Source organism: Pseudomonas sp. 7SR1 (assembly GCF_900156465.1).
In the GTDB taxonomy this organism is placed as follows: domain Bacteria; phylum Pseudomonadota; class Gammaproteobacteria; order Pseudomonadales; family Pseudomonadaceae; genus Aquipseudomonas.
Map to the genome: position 1 here is coordinate 4,277,935 of NZ_LT707064.1, position 13,677 is coordinate 4,291,611.

Annotated in this window: 17 protein-coding genes; 6 read left to right on the forward strand and 11 right to left on the reverse strand. The window is 64.6% G+C overall.

All coding sequences use genetic code 11. From position 1 onward, the window contains the following. Nucleotides 1-20 precede the first annotated feature (20 nt). Nucleotides 21-548, forward strand: coding sequence for a nitrous oxide reductase accessory protein NosL (locus BW992_RS19115; protein WP_072398807.1), 528 nt, complete (start codon nt 21-23; stop codon nt 546-548). 121 nt (nt 549-669) lie between these two features. Here the strand turns inward: BW992_RS19115 and BW992_RS19120 are convergent, their stop codons facing one another. The 11 genes from BW992_RS19120 to BW992_RS19170 all read right to left on the reverse strand — a co-directional run bounded on the left by BW992_RS19120 (nt 670) and on the right by BW992_RS19170 (nt 9,767). After that, complete coding sequence (locus BW992_RS19120) at nt 670-2,166, reverse strand: nitrite reductase (protein WP_076406921.1); 1,497 nt, start codon at nt 2,164-2,166, stop codon at nt 670-672. Next, nucleotides 2,163-3,002: a uroporphyrinogen-III C-methyltransferase gene (gene cobA, locus BW992_RS19125; RefSeq protein ID WP_072398805.1), complete on the reverse strand. Its 840-nt coding sequence runs from the start codon at nt 3,000-3,002 to the stop codon at nt 2,163-2,165. Before cobA ends, BW992_RS19120 begins: the two co-directional genes overlap by 4 nt. A gap of 37 nt (nt 3,003-3,039) precedes the next feature. Beyond that, the gene (gene nirJ / locus BW992_RS19130) at nt 3,040-4,221 is read right to left on the reverse strand and encodes a heme d1 biosynthesis radical SAM protein NirJ (RefSeq protein WP_076406922.1); all 1,182 of its coding nucleotides are present in this window, start codon (nt 4,219-4,221) and stop codon (nt 3,040-3,042) included. Between the two features lie 41 nt (nt 4,222-4,262). Then, nucleotides 4,263-4,790, reverse strand: coding sequence for a siroheme decarboxylase subunit beta (gene ahbB / locus BW992_RS19135; RefSeq protein WP_072432090.1), 528 nt, complete (start codon nt 4,788-4,790; stop codon nt 4,263-4,265). Beyond that, entirely contained in the window at nt 4,765-5,208 is a 444-nt protein-coding gene (locus BW992_RS19140; protein WP_072398802.1) for an Lrp/AsnC family transcriptional regulator, read from the reverse strand. The genes ahbB (BW992_RS19135) and BW992_RS19140 overlap by 26 nt, the downstream gene beginning before the upstream one ends. Continuing rightward, the gene (gene ahbB / locus BW992_RS19145) at nt 5,201-5,713 is read right to left on the reverse strand and encodes a siroheme decarboxylase subunit beta (protein ID WP_072398801.1); all 513 of its coding nucleotides are present in this window, start codon (nt 5,711-5,713) and stop codon (nt 5,201-5,203) included. The genes BW992_RS19140 and ahbB (BW992_RS19145) overlap by 8 nt, the downstream gene beginning before the upstream one ends. Beyond that, nucleotides 5,706-6,167 (reverse strand): Lrp/AsnC family transcriptional regulator, encoded by a 462-nt coding sequence (locus BW992_RS19150; RefSeq protein ID WP_072398800.1) that lies wholly within the window; start codon nt 6,165-6,167, stop codon nt 5,706-5,708. The genes ahbB (BW992_RS19145) and BW992_RS19150 overlap by 8 nt, the downstream gene beginning before the upstream one ends. A 2-nt stretch (nt 6,168-6,169) precedes the next feature. Beyond that, nucleotides 6,170-7,348 carry a cytochrome D1 domain-containing protein gene (locus tag BW992_RS19155; RefSeq protein ID WP_076406923.1) on the reverse strand — a complete coding sequence of 393 codons (1,179 nt, stop codon included), beginning with the start codon at nt 7,346-7,348 and terminating at the stop codon, nt 6,170-6,172. Next, the gene (locus BW992_RS19160) at nt 7,345-7,647 is read right to left on the reverse strand and encodes a c-type cytochrome (RefSeq protein WP_231991136.1); all 303 of its coding nucleotides are present in this window, start codon (nt 7,645-7,647) and stop codon (nt 7,345-7,347) included. The genes BW992_RS19155 and BW992_RS19160 overlap by 4 nt, the downstream gene beginning before the upstream one ends. Before the next feature lie 107 nt (nt 7,648-7,754). Further along, nucleotides 7,755-8,063 (reverse strand): c-type cytochrome, encoded by a 309-nt coding sequence (locus BW992_RS19165; RefSeq protein ID WP_072432089.1) that lies wholly within the window; start codon nt 8,061-8,063, stop codon nt 7,755-7,757. A gap of 24 nt (nt 8,064-8,087) precedes the next feature. Further along, entirely contained in the window at nt 8,088-9,767 is a 1,680-nt protein-coding gene (locus tag BW992_RS19170; RefSeq protein ID WP_072432088.1) for a cytochrome D1 domain-containing protein, read from the reverse strand. A gap of 198 nt (nt 9,768-9,965) precedes the next feature. On the opposite strand from BW992_RS19170, the gene BW992_RS19175 reads away from it, so the two are divergent. The 5 genes from BW992_RS19175 (at nt 9,966) to BW992_RS19195 (ending at nt 13,650) form a co-directional block, all read left to right on the forward strand. Next, a complete protein-coding gene (locus BW992_RS19175) occupies nt 9,966-10,769 on the forward strand; it encodes a CbbQ/NirQ/NorQ/GpvN family protein (RefSeq protein WP_072398795.1) in 804 nt (267 codons plus the stop codon). Beyond that, a complete protein-coding gene (locus BW992_RS19180; protein ID WP_072398794.1) occupies nt 10,753-11,337 on the forward strand; it encodes a cytochrome c oxidase subunit 3 family protein in 585 nt (194 codons plus the stop codon). Before BW992_RS19175 ends, BW992_RS19180 begins: the two co-directional genes overlap by 17 nt. Nucleotides 11,338-11,349: 12 nt before the next feature. Then, a complete protein-coding gene (locus tag BW992_RS19185) occupies nt 11,350-11,604 on the forward strand; it encodes a cytochrome C oxidase subunit IV family protein (protein WP_072398822.1) in 255 nt (84 codons plus the stop codon). A 174-nt stretch (nt 11,605-11,778) separates the two neighbouring features. Beyond that, nucleotides 11,779-12,219 (forward strand): c-type cytochrome, encoded by a 441-nt coding sequence (locus tag BW992_RS19190; protein ID WP_072398793.1) that lies wholly within the window; start codon nt 11,779-11,781, stop codon nt 12,217-12,219. A gap of 3 nt (nt 12,220-12,222) precedes the next feature. Then, complete coding sequence (locus BW992_RS19195; RefSeq protein WP_072398792.1) at nt 12,223-13,650, forward strand: cbb3-type cytochrome c oxidase subunit I; 1,428 nt, start codon at nt 12,223-12,225, stop codon at nt 13,648-13,650. Nucleotides 13,651-13,677 lie beyond the last annotated feature (27 nt).

Below are 13,677 nucleotides of genomic sequence, written 5' to 3' on the forward strand. Positions count from 1 at the left end.
GATGAATGGAGCATGCAACGATGAACAAGGTGTCCTACAAGGCGAGCCGCCTCCTGGCCGGGATAGTGGTGTGCCTGGCGCTGGCGGGGTGTGAAAAGGCTGCGGCGCCATCGTCCAGCGAGGCGACCCTGGCGTTTCACCCCGGTGACGAGTGCCATGTATGCGGCATGGTCATCACTGACTTCCCCGGGCCCAAGGGGGCGGCGGTGGGGGCGGGCGGCGTGAAGAAATTCTGCTCGCCGGCGGAGATGCTCGGCTGGTGGCTGCAGCCGGAGAACCAACGGGCCGACGTCAAGCTGTACGTCCACGACATGGGCCGCGGCCATTGGGATGCCCCGGACGATGCCCACCTGATCGATGCGCGTACCGCCTGGTTCGTCGTCGGCACCGGCCTCAAGGGCGCCATGGGCGTGGTGCTGGCCTCCTTCTCAGATGCCCAGGCAGCCCGGAAACTCGCCAGTGAGACTGGCGGCCGTGTCCTGCGCCTGGAAGACATCGACCAGGAGCTGCTCGGGCAGGCCTCGGCCATGTCTTCCATGAGCCATTGACCGAGCCCTTCGTGTCGGCTGAGCTGTCGCCATCGTGGGCAGGTAAGCGCACGAGGGATCCGTATCGGCAATGATGCAAATGACCACCCCGGGGAAGGCTCGCGCTGCGGGGTGGTGTGTTTCAGTGGGACGTGCCCTCGGCGAATTCGATCTTGTTGCCGACGTTGTACTTGCCCGAAGGCTTGTTCATGGGCAGGCGCTTGATTTCCTGCAGTGTCTGGCTGTCATAGACGATCAGCGCGCCATCGGTGTCCCAGATGCTCAGCAGCAGGTAGCGGCCGTCGCGGGTGAATTCGACATGGGCGGCGGTCTTGCCGGGCATGGGGCGCAGGGTATGGGCGATTTCCAGGGTCTGCTTGTCGATCAGGTGGATGGCATCGTTGCCCGGGGCGAAGAACACGTCGGTCCAGGCGTAGCGGGAATTGGCGTGGCTGCGCAGGAAGAATCCCGGCCCCAGGGTGGGGATCTGCTTGATGACTTTCCAGGTGCTCAAATCGATGACCGAGACCAGCCCCTTACTGATGTTGGGCGTGGCGAACACCCAGTGCCCATCGCGTTGCCAATAGGTTCCCGAACCCAGGTGCGGCATGCCCGGCAAGGCAATGTCGGTCACGACCCGGCCATTGTCGAGGTCGACCACCTGTCCCCCCTGGGCCTTGCGTGAAGTGGCGAGCAACTGGCGATAGTCGGGGGAGAAAGAGAAGTCGTCGAGGTGATCCTGGACCTCGATGCGCCGCGGCACGAAGTCCGGATTCGGGCCGGTGGGCAATTCCCAGACTTCCTTCGCATCCTTCAGGGCAACGATGAAGCTGTCTCGCGGTGGAGCGGTATAGACCGCGCTGACCCGGGAAGCCTGGCCACTGCTGTCGACGGTCTCGATGGTCTTGACCAACGAAAGGTCCCGGGCATCCAGCACGGCAAGGCTGCCGGGCAGGTAGTTGCCCACCAGCACCCAGCGCCCGTCCTTGCTGACCGCCAGGTTGCGGGTGTTGAGACCGGCCCGCACCTCGGCGATCAGCTTGAGATTGTGCAGGTCGTACAGGCTGACCCAGCCGTCCCGGGACGCCAGGTAGACGAAGCGCCCATCAGGCGAGAACTTCGGCCCGCCATGCACCGCGAAATGCGAGGCGAAGCGGGCCAGCACTTCGAAGCGGTCCCCATCGACGATATCGACATGGTGGTCACCGGCTTCCACCACCACGAACAGGTTCAGCGGGTCGGCCTGGTGCTGGGGCTTGTCGGGCAGGCTGGCGACATCCGCCAGCAGGTGGTGGCTGTGGCGGATGTCGTCCTCGCTCCAGCTTGGCTCGACGGCGGGCGGCCGCTGCAGGTAATGGGTCAGGCCATCGATCCGGGCGGCGTCCAGTACTGTACCGAACCCTGCCATCTGGCTGGCCGGCCGGCCCTTTTCGATGACCTGGCGAATCTCGGCGGGTTTGATCCGGCCCAGGCTCTGGGGTAACAGCGCAGGCCCGGCACCGCCGATGCGATTGACCCCATGGCACTGCTGGCAGTACTGCTGGTAGGTGCGCTCGGCCAGTTCCAGGTCCGGGACGTTGGCATCGCTGCCATGGGCCGTGCCCACCCACAGCAGGGGGGCCAGCCACCAGCGGATCATGGCGCCACCTTCGAGACCGGGAACAGGGATTGCACAGGATGCAGGCACGCCGGATGCTGCAGCGGCTGGTGGGCGAACAAGCCGACCACCCGACCGATCACCGTCAGGGTCGGCAGGCCCTCGCAACACTGCGCGGCCATGTCCGGCAAATGCGCGAGGGTGCCGCGATGCACTCGCTGGTCGGGGCGTGTGCCGTTGCTGATCAAGGCCGCCGGGGTGTCGGCCGCCAGGCCTGCCGCCATCAGCCGCGTGGCGATGGTGCCCAGGTTCGACAAGCCCATGTAGAACACCAGGGTCTGGCTGTCGTCCGCCAGGCTCTGCCAGGGCAGCTCAAGATCACCTTCGCGTTGCAGGTGGCCAGTGATGAAGCGGCAGGAATTCACCAGGTCGCGGTGGGTCAGGGGAATGCCGGCGTAGGCGCTGCAACCGGCAGCGGCGGTGATCCCCGGTACCACCTGGCAATCGATGCCGCGGGCCAGCAGGTATTCCAGTTCTTCGGCGCCGCGCCCGAAGATGAATGGATCGCCGCCCTTGAGCCGGACCACCCGCTGTCCCTGTCCGGCCAGGTCGGCCAGCAGCGTGTTGATCTGTGCCTGGGGCAGGCTGTGGCAACCGGCGGCTTTGCCAACGTAGTGCCGGGCGCATGTCAGCGGAACCAGGCCCAGCAGCTGCGGGCTGATCAAGCGGTCGTAGACCACTGCGTCGGCCTGCTGCAACAGGCTCCAGGCACGCAGCGTCAGCAGGCCGGGGTCACCGGGGCCGGCGCCGACCAGGGCGACTTCCCCCGGTCTGAAGGGCGATTGCAGGGCAGCGGGCAAAACGATGGGGGCAGGCATGGGATTTCCTTGGTTCGGTAGCAGATTCGCCATTGGCTCAGCGCGCGGGGGACAGGGAGACATTGGCAATCGCCTGCAGGCCGATTTCTTCGTCCAGCAGATGACACCCGGGGTCCTGGCCCCACAGGTCACCCTCGGCCCAGGCCCGGGTGCGCGTATTGCCGTTGCAGATGGCCAGCCAGCGGCAGTGGCCGCAGCGGCCGCCCACGGTCCGTGGGTGCTCGCGCAGTTTCAGCAGAAGGGGGTCGGGGCGCTCGTACCAGAGGGTGCGAAACGGCGTACGGCGCACGTTGCCCACCGAGTGCTGCCACCAGTAGGTATCGGGATGAACCTCGCCGGTATTGTCGATATTGGCGATGCCGCAGCCCGAGGCATTGCCGCCCCAGGCTCGCAGCATCTGCTCCAGTGCGTCGGCATGCCGGGGCAGGCGTCGGGCGACCCATTGCAGCAGCAGGATCGCATCGGCGTCGTTGTTGCCGCTGACGAAATCGCTGTCGCGGCCCTGTTCGATGTCGTCCCAGGCCTGTTCGAAGATCAATGCCATGGCCTCGCGGCTCATCTGTTGGTGGGCATCGAGCGTGCGGCTGCGCTTGCCCCGGCCGCTGTAGTTGAGGTGTGACAGGTAGAACTTCTGTACGTCGTATTCCCTCATCAAGCCCAGCAGTTGGGGAAGCTGTGGGTGGTTCTGCCGGGTGAGGGTGGTCCGCAGTCCCACTCGGATACCTTGCTCGCGGCAGAGCCGGATGGCCGCCATGGAGCGGGCGAAGCTGCCCTTGAGCTGGCGGAATTCATCGTGGGTCGCTTCCAGGCCATCGATGCTGATGCCGACGTAATCGAACTGCGCCGCGCCAATTCGCTCGATGTTGTCCGCAGTGATCAGGGTGCCGTTGGTGGACAGGGCGAGAAACAATCCCCGATCCCGGGCATGCCGGCTGAGCTGGAACAGGTCTTCGCGCAGCAGGGGTTCGCCACCGGAAAGAATCAGCACGCGGACCCCGGCGTCATGCAGGTCATCGATGACCTTGAGGGCCGCGGCGGTATCCAGCTCGTCGCGAAACACGCTGTCGGCGGAGGTGGCGTAGCAATGCTTGCAGGTCAGGTTGCAACGCCGCAGCAGGTTCCAGATCACCACCGGTGGCCGGACGCTGCCCGGTGGCGAGGTGCGCGGGGCAGGGCATTGCCCGGCCAGGGCCCGCAGATAATGGCTGATCCTCAACATAAAGCGCTCCTTCGTCGCGCAGGCACTCTTTCATACAACGCCTAGGGGGAGGGCAGGCGCAGGCCGGTTTTCTTCAGGATGCGGCTGCTCACCAGCATGTCGTCGGCGGCGCAGGCCTCGCCCAGCAGATACCGCAAATGTTCGCGGTAGCGGTCGATCTCTTCGCGGCTGCGGCCATGCACCATGGCGAACAGGTTGTAGCGCCAGCCGGGCTGGCGCGGACGGCGGTAGCAGTGGCTGACGAAGGGCTGCGCGCCCAACAGGGCACCGAGGCGCGGGACGTCGGCATCGGCCACGTCCCAGACCGTCATGCCGTTGTGGCGGTAGCCCAGGCGGTAGTGATTGGGAACGGCGGCGATGCGACGGATGGCGCCTTCGGCCTGCAGGCACTTGAGCAGGTCGAGGGTCGCTTCCACGCTCAGCCCCAGCTGTTCGGCCAGCCACCCCCAGGGGTCGTCCACCAGCGGCAGGCCGGCCTGGGTCAGTTCCACCAACCGCCGTACCGAAGTCGCTGGCGCCGCAGGCGGCGTGGACAGCAACGAATCACACGGGGAAATACAGGCCGACATGGTATGTCTCCTCCTTGGGCAGGTTCAGCGGTACCAGGCCTGTCAGGCGCTCGATGCGCAGCAGGGTGTCGGTGATCGCCTGTTCGCTGGAGCAGGCGAGTACGAACCACATGTTCCAGGCGTGCTCGCGACGGTAGTTGTGGGCCACCTCGGGCATGCCGTTGAGCAGCTCGGCGATGGTGTCGAAGCGCGGCTCGGGCACCGCCAGGGCGGCCAGGGTGAACGCCCCGCCCAGTCGATCGATGTCGAACATCGGGCCGAAACGGGTGAGCACGCCGTCATTGAGCAGCTCATGCAATCGGTCGAGCAGTTCGGTACTGCTGCTACCCAGTTCATGGGCCAATGCCTGCCAGGGCTGACGTACCAGCGGCAGGCCCAGTTGCAGGCGGTTGATCAGGCGTCGATCCAGGTCATCCATCGAGACGCGCTCCGGCAGGAGGGGCGTATCGCCCGCCGCACTGCTTGAACAGATGGGAGCTGAACAGCAATTCATGGGGCAGGTCGTCCAGCAGGTGCTGTTCGAGCAGGGCCTTGACCTGTGCCTGTACGCGGTCACGCTGGCGTCCATGGATCATGCAGAACAGGTTGTATTGCCACTGGGGCAGGCGTCGCGGACGCTGGTAGCAGAGGCTGATTCCCGGGGCCTGGCCAAGGCGGCGACCCACTTCGTCCACCAGGGCATCCGGTACGTCCAGTACCAGCATGGCGTTGGCGGCGAAGCCCAGGGCACGATGGTTGACCACCAGGCCGACCCGCCGGAACAACCCCTCTTGATGCCATTGCCGCATCTGTTCGAGGACCTGTTCTTCGCGGGCTTCGATCTGCCCGGCCAGCGCCTGGAAAGGGCGCGGGGTCAGGGGCAGTCCCGTTTCCAGGAGACGGCGCAGGGCCAGGGATTGTCGTTCGCTCAACGCGTTATTCATCAGCAGCCTCCAGGGCGAAGCCCAGGTCGATGCGGTAGGCGGTCAGCATGGGCAGGTCCAACGGCGTGAGGCCGGTGTCCCTTTCCAGCTCCAGGAGAATGTTGTCCAGGTGGGCGCGGTCGGGGCCGGTGAGCACGAACCACAGGTTGTAGCGGTGTTCCCTGGCGTAGTTGTGATTGACCTCCGGGTAATGGCTGACGCGGGCCGCCACCTGATGCAGGCGGTCCACGGGCACCGCCAGGGCTGCCAGGGTGCTGGCGCCGGCCCGGGTGTGCTCGAACACCGGGCCGATCCTCGACAGGGTGCCGGCCAGTTGCAGGTGTTGCAGGCAGTCGAGCACCTGGGCTTGCGTACAACCCAAGGCCTCGGCCATGGCCTGGTAAGGCTGCGGGCACAACGGCATGCCATGCTGAAAACGGTCGATCAGGCGACGGGAGAGCGAGGCGGTGTTCATGCTCAGTACCCCGGCTTGTGGGCGCGGCTGCTGAAGAAAATCCCGCTGGGGCTCTGGGCGGGCAGGGTGGCCAGTCGCTCGAGCCGGTACGGATCCCACACCTGCACCTCGCCGCCGTCCCGGACAGACAACCACATCTGGTCGCCCCTCGCGGTGAATTCCATGTGCAGCACCGCAGGTCCCGGCTTCAGGTCGGCGACGATGGCGTGGGTCTGGGTGTCGATGACCTGGACGCGGTCGTTATCCGGGTAGGCGAAGTTGACCCACAGCTGCCGGCCATCCGGGCGTGCCGTGACAAACACCGGCTGGCCGGCCACGGCGATGGCATCGACCGGCTGCCAGCGCCGAGCGTCCATCACCAGCACCTGGTGATGACCGACGGCGGGCACGAAGGCGTGTCGGTCGGCCATGGCCCAACCTTCCAGATGAGGCATCTTGTACACCGGGAGCCTGGCCTGGCCGCGCCCGTAGTGTCCGAGTACACGTTTCACGCCGCGTTCGGGGTGCCACAGGTCGAGTTGGGCCATGCCGTCCTCGCCGAACAGTCCGGCCATGTAATAGCGACCGTCCGGGGTGATCAGCGCGTCATAGGGTTGCTGGCCGATGCCTGTGAAACGTTCGATTCGTGGCGTTGGGCCCTGGCTGAAATCGGCGCTCCAGATTTCCCCGGTGTCGAACAGGCTGAAGACGAAGCGTTGCCCCGGTGCATCCACCAGGCCCACCACCCGGGAGCGCTTCTGCCTGTCAGGCAGCGGCGTGGCGGGAATGTCGGCGATCTGCTCCAGGGTCCGGGCATTGAACACCTTGACGCCCCCGGGCTCGTAGTTGGAGACGGCGATCAGCTTGCCGTCCTGGCTGATCGCCCCGCCGATGCTGTTACCGCCCTGGATGATGCGGCGATCGATACGTGCGCTGAGCAGGTCGACCTTGCTCAAGCCGCCATCGCGGCCGAACACGTAGGCATAACGCTGGTCCCGGGAAAACACCACCGAGGCATGTGACAGGTCGCCCAGCCCTTCGACACGAGCGAGGGCGGTATGGGTGTCGCTCTCGATGATCTGCAGGCTGCCGGTGGCGCGCTCCACCACCACCCCCAGGTCACCTGTGCCGCGCAGCGGCGTCTGGGCGCAAGCCGACAGCAGCATGGCGATGGCCGTGAAGGACAGGAGAGAACGGATCATGAGGCGGGTTTTCCTTGAAGGAGCCGGTCCACCAGCCAGCGGATATCGTCGGGAGCAAGCAGTGCCGCCCAACCGGGCATGGCGCTGCCGGGGCGGCCGAAGGTGACGGTGGCGATGAGGCTGTCGCGGGATTTACCGGCCAGGGCTTCATGGGTCAGGGGAGGGCCGAGGCCGCCGGTCAGGTACAGGCCGTGGCAGGCGCCACAGTCCTGGTCCAGCAGGTGTTGCAATTGAGCCTGGCGCTGGTGGTCGGGAGCGGCCAGCACGCAGGAAGAGAAAGCGAAGAGGAGGGTGGTCATCGAGATTGCAGTGCTGTGTCGTTCCATGACGCCTCCTGAATTGAAATCGTGCGCGCTCCTGTGACGAGGGGATAAATCCCTCGCCACAGGGATGGACTCCTTGAGCGTTATTTAAGAGTCAAGACCCACGCCGCGAGGATCTTGGCTTCCTCTTCGGTCACGGGGTTGGCCGGCATTGGCATCGGGCCCCAGTTTCCCTGGGTCCCTTCCTTGATGTGCTTGGCCAGTACCTCCTGTGCCCCGGCGACGCCGGCATTCTTCGCCGCCACCTCCTTGAGCGCCGGGCCCACCACCTTGGTGTCGATGGAGTGGCAGGCGGCGCAGGGCTTGCTCTTGAACAGCGTCGGGCCGTCTTGCGCCGACGCCGGCAGGCCGTAGGCGGCAGTCAAGGCCAACGCAATCAGAATAGGCTTCATGGTTTTTCCTCTTATTGATGGGGCTCAATAGATGTCGTGTTGGGTGTTGTAGACGTTGAATTTTCCGGTCGGGGTGATCAGGCGCTTGTCCTTGATCACGTTCTTGACCTTGAGGGTCTTGTCGTCGATCACCACCAGCGCCGACTCGTCTTCCTGACCACTCCAGACCGAGAACCAGACCTCATCGCCGGCCTTGTTGTATTCCGGTTGCACCACTCGCAGCGCGCCTTTCCTGATTCCGGCGTATTCGGCGATCGGCAGCACCTTGTAGCCGGCGTCGAGCTTGTCGATGTCGAACACCGCCACCGACTGGCTGAGCTTGGCGTCGGGGCTCAGGGTGGTGTCGACGTACAGGTGACGGGACTGGGGATGGGTCTTGATGAACAACGAACCGCCGCCCTGGCCCTGGAGCGAGCCGACCTGCTTCCAGGCATATTGCGGATGCTTGAGCGGGTCGGTGCCGATCAGCGAGACCCCGGCGTCGCCCAGGTGGCTGGTGGCCCAGACGGGGCCGTAGAGCGGGTGGTCGAAGTTGGCGCCACGACCCGGGTGCGGGGTCTTGCCCACGTCCACCAGGGCGGTGAGCTTGCGCTCCTTGGAATCGATCACCGCGACCTTGTTGGAGTTGTTGGCGGCCGTCATGAAGTAGCGGTGGCTGCTGTCCCAACCGCCGTCATGGAGGAATGGCGCGGCGTCGATGCTGGTGATGGTGAGGTTCTTGATGTCCTGGTAGTTGACCAGCATCACCTTGCCGGTTTCCTTGACATTGACGATGAACTCCGGCCATTCGTGAGACGCGATGATGGCCGCGACCCGGGGCTCGGGATGGTATTGCTGGGTATCGACCGTCATGCCCCGGGTCGAGACGATCTGCCTGGGCTCCAGGGTCTCGCCGTCCATGATGGTGAACTGCGGCGGCCAGTACGAACCGGCTATGGCGTACTTGTCTTCATAGCCCTTGAACTTGGAGGTTTCCACCGAGCGGGCCTCGATGCCCACCTTGATTTCGGCGACCTTGGTCGGCTCCTTCGGCCACAGGTCGATCATGTCGATCTTGGCGTCCCGGCCGATCACCAGCAGGTAGCGTCCCGAAGCGGAGATGCGAGAAATGTGCACCGCATAGCCGGTGTCGATCAGCTTGACGATCTGCTTGCTGTCCCCGTCGATCAGGGCGATCTTGCCATCGTCGCGCAGGGTCACCGAGAACAGGTTCTGCAGGTTCAGGGAGTTGAGTTGCCGGGTGGGCCGATCCTCAGGCTTGACCAGCACTTTCCAGGTCTTGAGCGTCTCGGCCATGCCCCATTCAGGGGGTGTCGGCGGGGTGTGCTGGATAAACTTGGCCATGACCGTGATCTGGTCCTTGGTCAGGGCGTTGGAGGTGCCCCAGTTCGGCATGCCGGCGGCCGAGCCGTAGGTGATCAGCGCTTCCAGATAGGCCTGGCCGCGCGACTGGGTGATGTCCGGTGTCAGCGGCTTGCCGGTGGCGCCTTTGCGCAGGACACCGTGGCAGCCGGCGCAGCGCTGGAAATAGATTTCCTTGGCCGCGTCGAAGTCGGCCTGGCTCAGGTCCGGTGCGCCTTCGGTCTTGACCAGGCGAGGCTGGTCGGGGGCGGCGGATTGGTCGGCGAAGGCGTGGGACGCCACCAGCGCGGTACACAGCGCCGTGACCCTCAGGACCCACGATTTTTTGTGGCTGATCAGCATTCCATTTCTCCTCAGGCATGACCCGCGCTGCGCTGTAATGGATGTTCGGCGCGCAGGTTCCGGGTGCGATGCAAGGCTATTCCCTGGCCTGTGATTACTCGCTTGACGTCGATCAAGTTTGCCCGCCGAGCTCCTTGCCAGGTTGTCGCAGGGGCCCGTAGCGTGGCCGGTAATCGTATTGTCCCAGCAGGCCTTGCCATGAACCCGAGCCACACGCTCCACCAACCGGACGAGCCTTTCTATCAACCCCAGGACAACGAACCTGCGCTGTTCGAGCAGGCCTGGCGCCATGGCATGCCGGTGCTGATCAAGGGGCCCACGGGTTGCGGCAAGACCCGTTTTGTCCAGCACATGGCCCACCGCCTCAAACTGCCGCTGTACACGGTGGCGTGCCACGACGACCTGAGTGCCGCCGACCTGGTGGGCCGCCACCTGATCGGCGCCCAGGGCACCTGGTGGCAGGACGGACCATTGACCCGCGCGGTGCGCGAGGGCGGCATCTGCTACCTGGACGAAGTGGTGGAGGCGCGCCAGGACACGGCGGTCGTTTTGCATCCGCTGGCCGACGATCGCCGCCAGCTGTATCTGGAGCGCACCGGCGAGGTGCTCCAGGCGCCGCCGTCGTTCATGCTGGTGGTGTCTTACAACCCGGGTTACCAGAACCTGCTCAAGGGCATGAAACCCAGCACGCGCCAGCGTTTCGTGGCGATGCGCTTCGGTTATCCTGCGGTGCCGGACGAGGAGCGCATCGTGGCTCGCGAGGCCGCGGTGGACCCGGCCCTGGCGGCCCAGGTGGTGCGGTTGGGACAGGCGTTGCGCCGGCTCGACCAGCATGACCTGGAAGAAGTGGCATCGACCCGCCTGTTGATATTCGCGGCGCGGATGATCGGCGCCGGGATGGAGCCGCGCCAGGCCTGCCTGGCGTGCCTGGCCGAGCCGTTGAGCGACGATCCGCAGACCGTCGCGGCGTTGATGGAAGTGGTCGATGTCCACTTCGGTTGAGCCCGTGGCGGTGGCCCGGCGTTTGCCGGGTGACCTGGCGATGTGGTTTTTCATCCTCGCCGAATTGTCGGTGTTCGCACTGCTGATCCTGGCCTTCACCGTCGCCCAGGCGTTGCATCCGCAAATGTTCAGCGAAGGCCGGCAACTGCTGGATCGCTCCACCGGCCTGGCCATGACCCTCAGCCTGCTCACCGCCGGACTGTTCGCCGCACTGGCCCAGGAACAGGTCCGGCAGGATCGGCCACGGCGGGGCGCGGTGTCGCTGTGGCTGGCGTTGCTGTTCGCGTCGGGCTACGTGGGGATCAAACTCACCGAATATGCCCATCTTTCGGCTAGCGGCCTGGGCCTGGAGCGCAACACGTTTTTCACGTTGTACTGGATCCTCACGGCGTTCCATTTCCTGCATGTGCTGCTGGGCATGGTGATCCTCGGCTGGCTGGCCGAGCGCTGCCGGCGGCGTCGCCATGATTCGCAGCGTTGCAGCGGGTTGGAGTCCGGTGTGCTGTATTGGCACATGGTGGACCTGGTTTGGGTGGTGCTGTTTCCGGTTGTCTACGTGCTCGATTGAGCGGAGGTGCTCGTGCCGGCTTCCCGTGTCCTGATCGCCTGCTGGTCGATGCTGGTCGTGCTGAGCATCGGTACTGTCGCCCTGGGCCAGGTCGCCGCCACCGGGCTGGTGTCCATCGCCATCCTGGCGGTCGCGGTGGGCAAGGCCTGGTTGATCGCCGACGGCTTCATGGAACTGCGCCATGCGCCGCGGTTGTGGCGTTGGTTGGTGCTGAGCTGGGCGGTGCTGTTGGCGAGTGTAATAGGGATCGTCATCACACCCGCCTGAACCTGTGAACACAGAATCCCTCGCCACAAAACAACCCCTGCCATAAAAGCTCACCTGCCTTTTGGGCGGTGGCGGAACAACCCACCAGAACCATCGGAGATTCTTGATTGCCATCAAGCGGTTTCAGAGCCCTCGCTTCCTAGAATGAACACGCCAAGCAATGAGGAAGTGACCATGTCAGATACCTTCACCAAAGGCATGGCCAGGAATATTTATTTCGGGGGGAGCATCTTCTTCTTCCTGATATTCCTGGCCCTGACCTACCACACCGAACAGACCTTTCCAGACCGTAGCAACCAGGCCCAACTGAGCGAGTCGGTGATTCGCGGCAAGGGCGTCTGGGAGCGCAACAACTGCATCGGTTGCCACACGCTGCTGGGCGAGGGCGCTTATTTCGCGCCGGAGCTGGGCAATGTGATCAACCGGCGCGGTGGCGAGGAAGCCTTCAAGCCGTTCCTCCAGGCCTGGATGAAAATGCAGCCCTTGGGAGCCCCTGGGCGCCGGGCCATGCCGCAGTTCAACCTGAGCGAGCAGGAAGTCGACGACCTCGGCGAATTCCTCAAGTGGAGCTCGAAAATCAACACCAATGGCTGGCCGCCAAACAAGGAGGGCTGAGAGATGAGCATGGCTAATCCGCATCTGAAATTCGCCTCGCAAGCCGTCGCCAAACCCTACTTCGTGTTTGCCCTGATGCTGTTCCTGGGACAGGTGCTGTTCGGTTTGATCATGGGCCTGCAATACGTGGTCGGCGACTTCCTGTTCCCGCTGATCCCCTTCAACGTGGCCCGCATGGTCCACACCAACCTGCTGATCGTGTGGCTGCTGTTCGGCTTCATGGGCGCGGCTTACTACCTGGTGCCGGAGGAGGCCGATCGCGAGTTGCACAGCCCGAAACTGGCGCTGCTGTTGTTCTGGGTGTTCGCCGCCGCGGGCGTGATGACCATCCTGGGTTACCTCTCGGTACCCTACGCGACACTGGCGAAAGTCACCGGCAACGACCTGCTGCCCACCATGGGGCGGGAGTTCCTGGAGCAGCCGACCATCACCAAGATGGGTATCGTGGTGGTGTGCCTGGGCTTTCTCTACAACATCGGCATGACACTGCTCAAGGGCCGCAAGACCACGGTCAGCATGGTGATGATGACAGGCCTGATCGGCCTGGCGGTGTTCTTCCTGTTCTCCTTCTACAACCCGGAAAACCTGGCCCGCGACAAGTATTACTGGTGGTGGGTGGTGCATCTTTGGGTGGAAGGCGTGTGGGAGCTGATCATGGGCTCGATGCTGGCCTTCGTGCTGATCAAGGTCACCGGCGTGGACCGGGAGGTGGTGGAGAAATGGCTCTATGTGATCATCGCCATGGCGCTGATCACCGGGATCATCGGCACCGGCCACCACTTCTTCTGGATCGGCGCGCCCGAGGTCTGGCTGTGGGTCGGCTCGATCTTCTCGGCCATGGAGCCGCTGCCGTTCCTGGCAATGGTGGTCTTCGCCTTCAGCATGGTGAAGAACCGTCGGCGGCAACACCCGAACCGTGCGGCGACGCTGTGGGCCAAGGGCACCACGGTCACTGCCTTCTTCGGGGCGGGCGTCTGGGGTTTCCTGCACACCCTGGCACCGGTGAACTACTACACCCACGGCTCGCAACTGACCGCGGCCCATGGTCACCTGGCGTTCTACGGCGCCTACGCGATGATCGTCATGACACTGATCAGCTATGCCATGCCGCGCCTGCGCGGACTGGGCGAAGCGGCGGACGAGCGTTCCCAGCGACTGGAAGTCTGGGGCTTCTGGCTGATGACCCTGTCGATGGTAATGATCACCTTGTTCCTCACCGCGGCCGGTGTCGTCCAGGTATGGCTGCAACGCTGGGCGGTGGATGGCAGTGCCTTGCCGTTCATGGCCACCATGGATCAGCTCAAGCCGCTGTTCTGGGCGCGCCTGGTCAGTGGGGTCGGGTTCCTGCTCGGGTTGCTCTGCTACCTGTTCAGCTTCCGTCAACGGGGGCGTGCGGCGCTGCGTGCACCGGCGGCGGTGGTGCCTTCGTGAGTCACCACAGTGGTTAGTCCGGACCCA

Coding starts and splice junctions, on each gene's coding strand:
- BW992_RS19155 (WP_076406923.1), bottom strand. CDS start 7,348: ATGATCCGTTCTCTCCTGTCCTTCACGGCCATCGCCATGCTGCTGTCG.
- ahbB (WP_072398801.1), bottom strand. CDS start 5,713: ATGAATAACGCGTTGAGCGAACGACAATCCCTGGCCCTGCGCCGTCTC.
- BW992_RS19175 (WP_072398795.1), top strand. CDS start 9,966: ATGAACCCGAGCCACACGCTCCACCAACCGGACGAGCCTTTCTATCAA.
- ahbB (WP_072432090.1), bottom strand. CDS start 4,790: ATGTCGGCCTGTATTTCCCCGTGTGATTCGTTGCTGTCCACGCCGCCT.
- BW992_RS19120 (WP_076406921.1), bottom strand. CDS start 2,166: ATGATCCGCTGGTGGCTGGCCCCCCTGCTGTGGGTGGGCACGGCCCAT.
- BW992_RS19140 (WP_072398802.1), bottom strand. CDS start 5,208: ATGGATGACCTGGATCGACGCCTGATCAACCGCCTGCAACTGGGCCTG.
- cobA (WP_072398805.1), bottom strand. CDS start 3,002: ATGCCTGCCCCCATCGTTTTGCCCGCTGCCCTGCAATCGCCCTTCAGA.
- BW992_RS19115 (WP_072398807.1), top strand. CDS start 21: ATGAACAAGGTGTCCTACAAGGCGAGCCGCCTCCTGGCCGGGATAGTG.
- BW992_RS19190 (WP_072398793.1), top strand. CDS start 11,779: ATGTCAGATACCTTCACCAAAGGCATGGCCAGGAATATTTATTTCGGG.
- BW992_RS19180 (WP_072398794.1), top strand. CDS start 10,753: ATGTCCACTTCGGTTGAGCCCGTGGCGGTGGCCCGGCGTTTGCCGGGT.
- BW992_RS19160 (WP_231991136.1), bottom strand. CDS start 7,647: ATGACCACCCTCCTCTTCGCTTTCTCTTCCTGCGTGCTGGCCGCTCCC.
- BW992_RS19165 (WP_072432089.1), bottom strand. CDS start 8,063: ATGAAGCCTATTCTGATTGCGTTGGCCTTGACTGCCGCCTACGGCCTG.
- BW992_RS19170 (WP_072432088.1), bottom strand. CDS start 9,767: ATGCTGATCAGCCACAAAAAATCGTGGGTCCTGAGGGTCACGGCGCTG.
- BW992_RS19195 (WP_072398792.1), top strand. CDS start 12,223: ATGAGCATGGCTAATCCGCATCTGAAATTCGCCTCGCAAGCCGTCGCC.
- BW992_RS19150 (WP_072398800.1), bottom strand. CDS start 6,167: ATGAACACCGCCTCGCTCTCCCGTCGCCTGATCGACCGTTTTCAGCAT.
- nirJ (WP_076406922.1), bottom strand. CDS start 4,221: ATGTTGAGGATCAGCCATTATCTGCGGGCCCTGGCCGGGCAATGCCCT.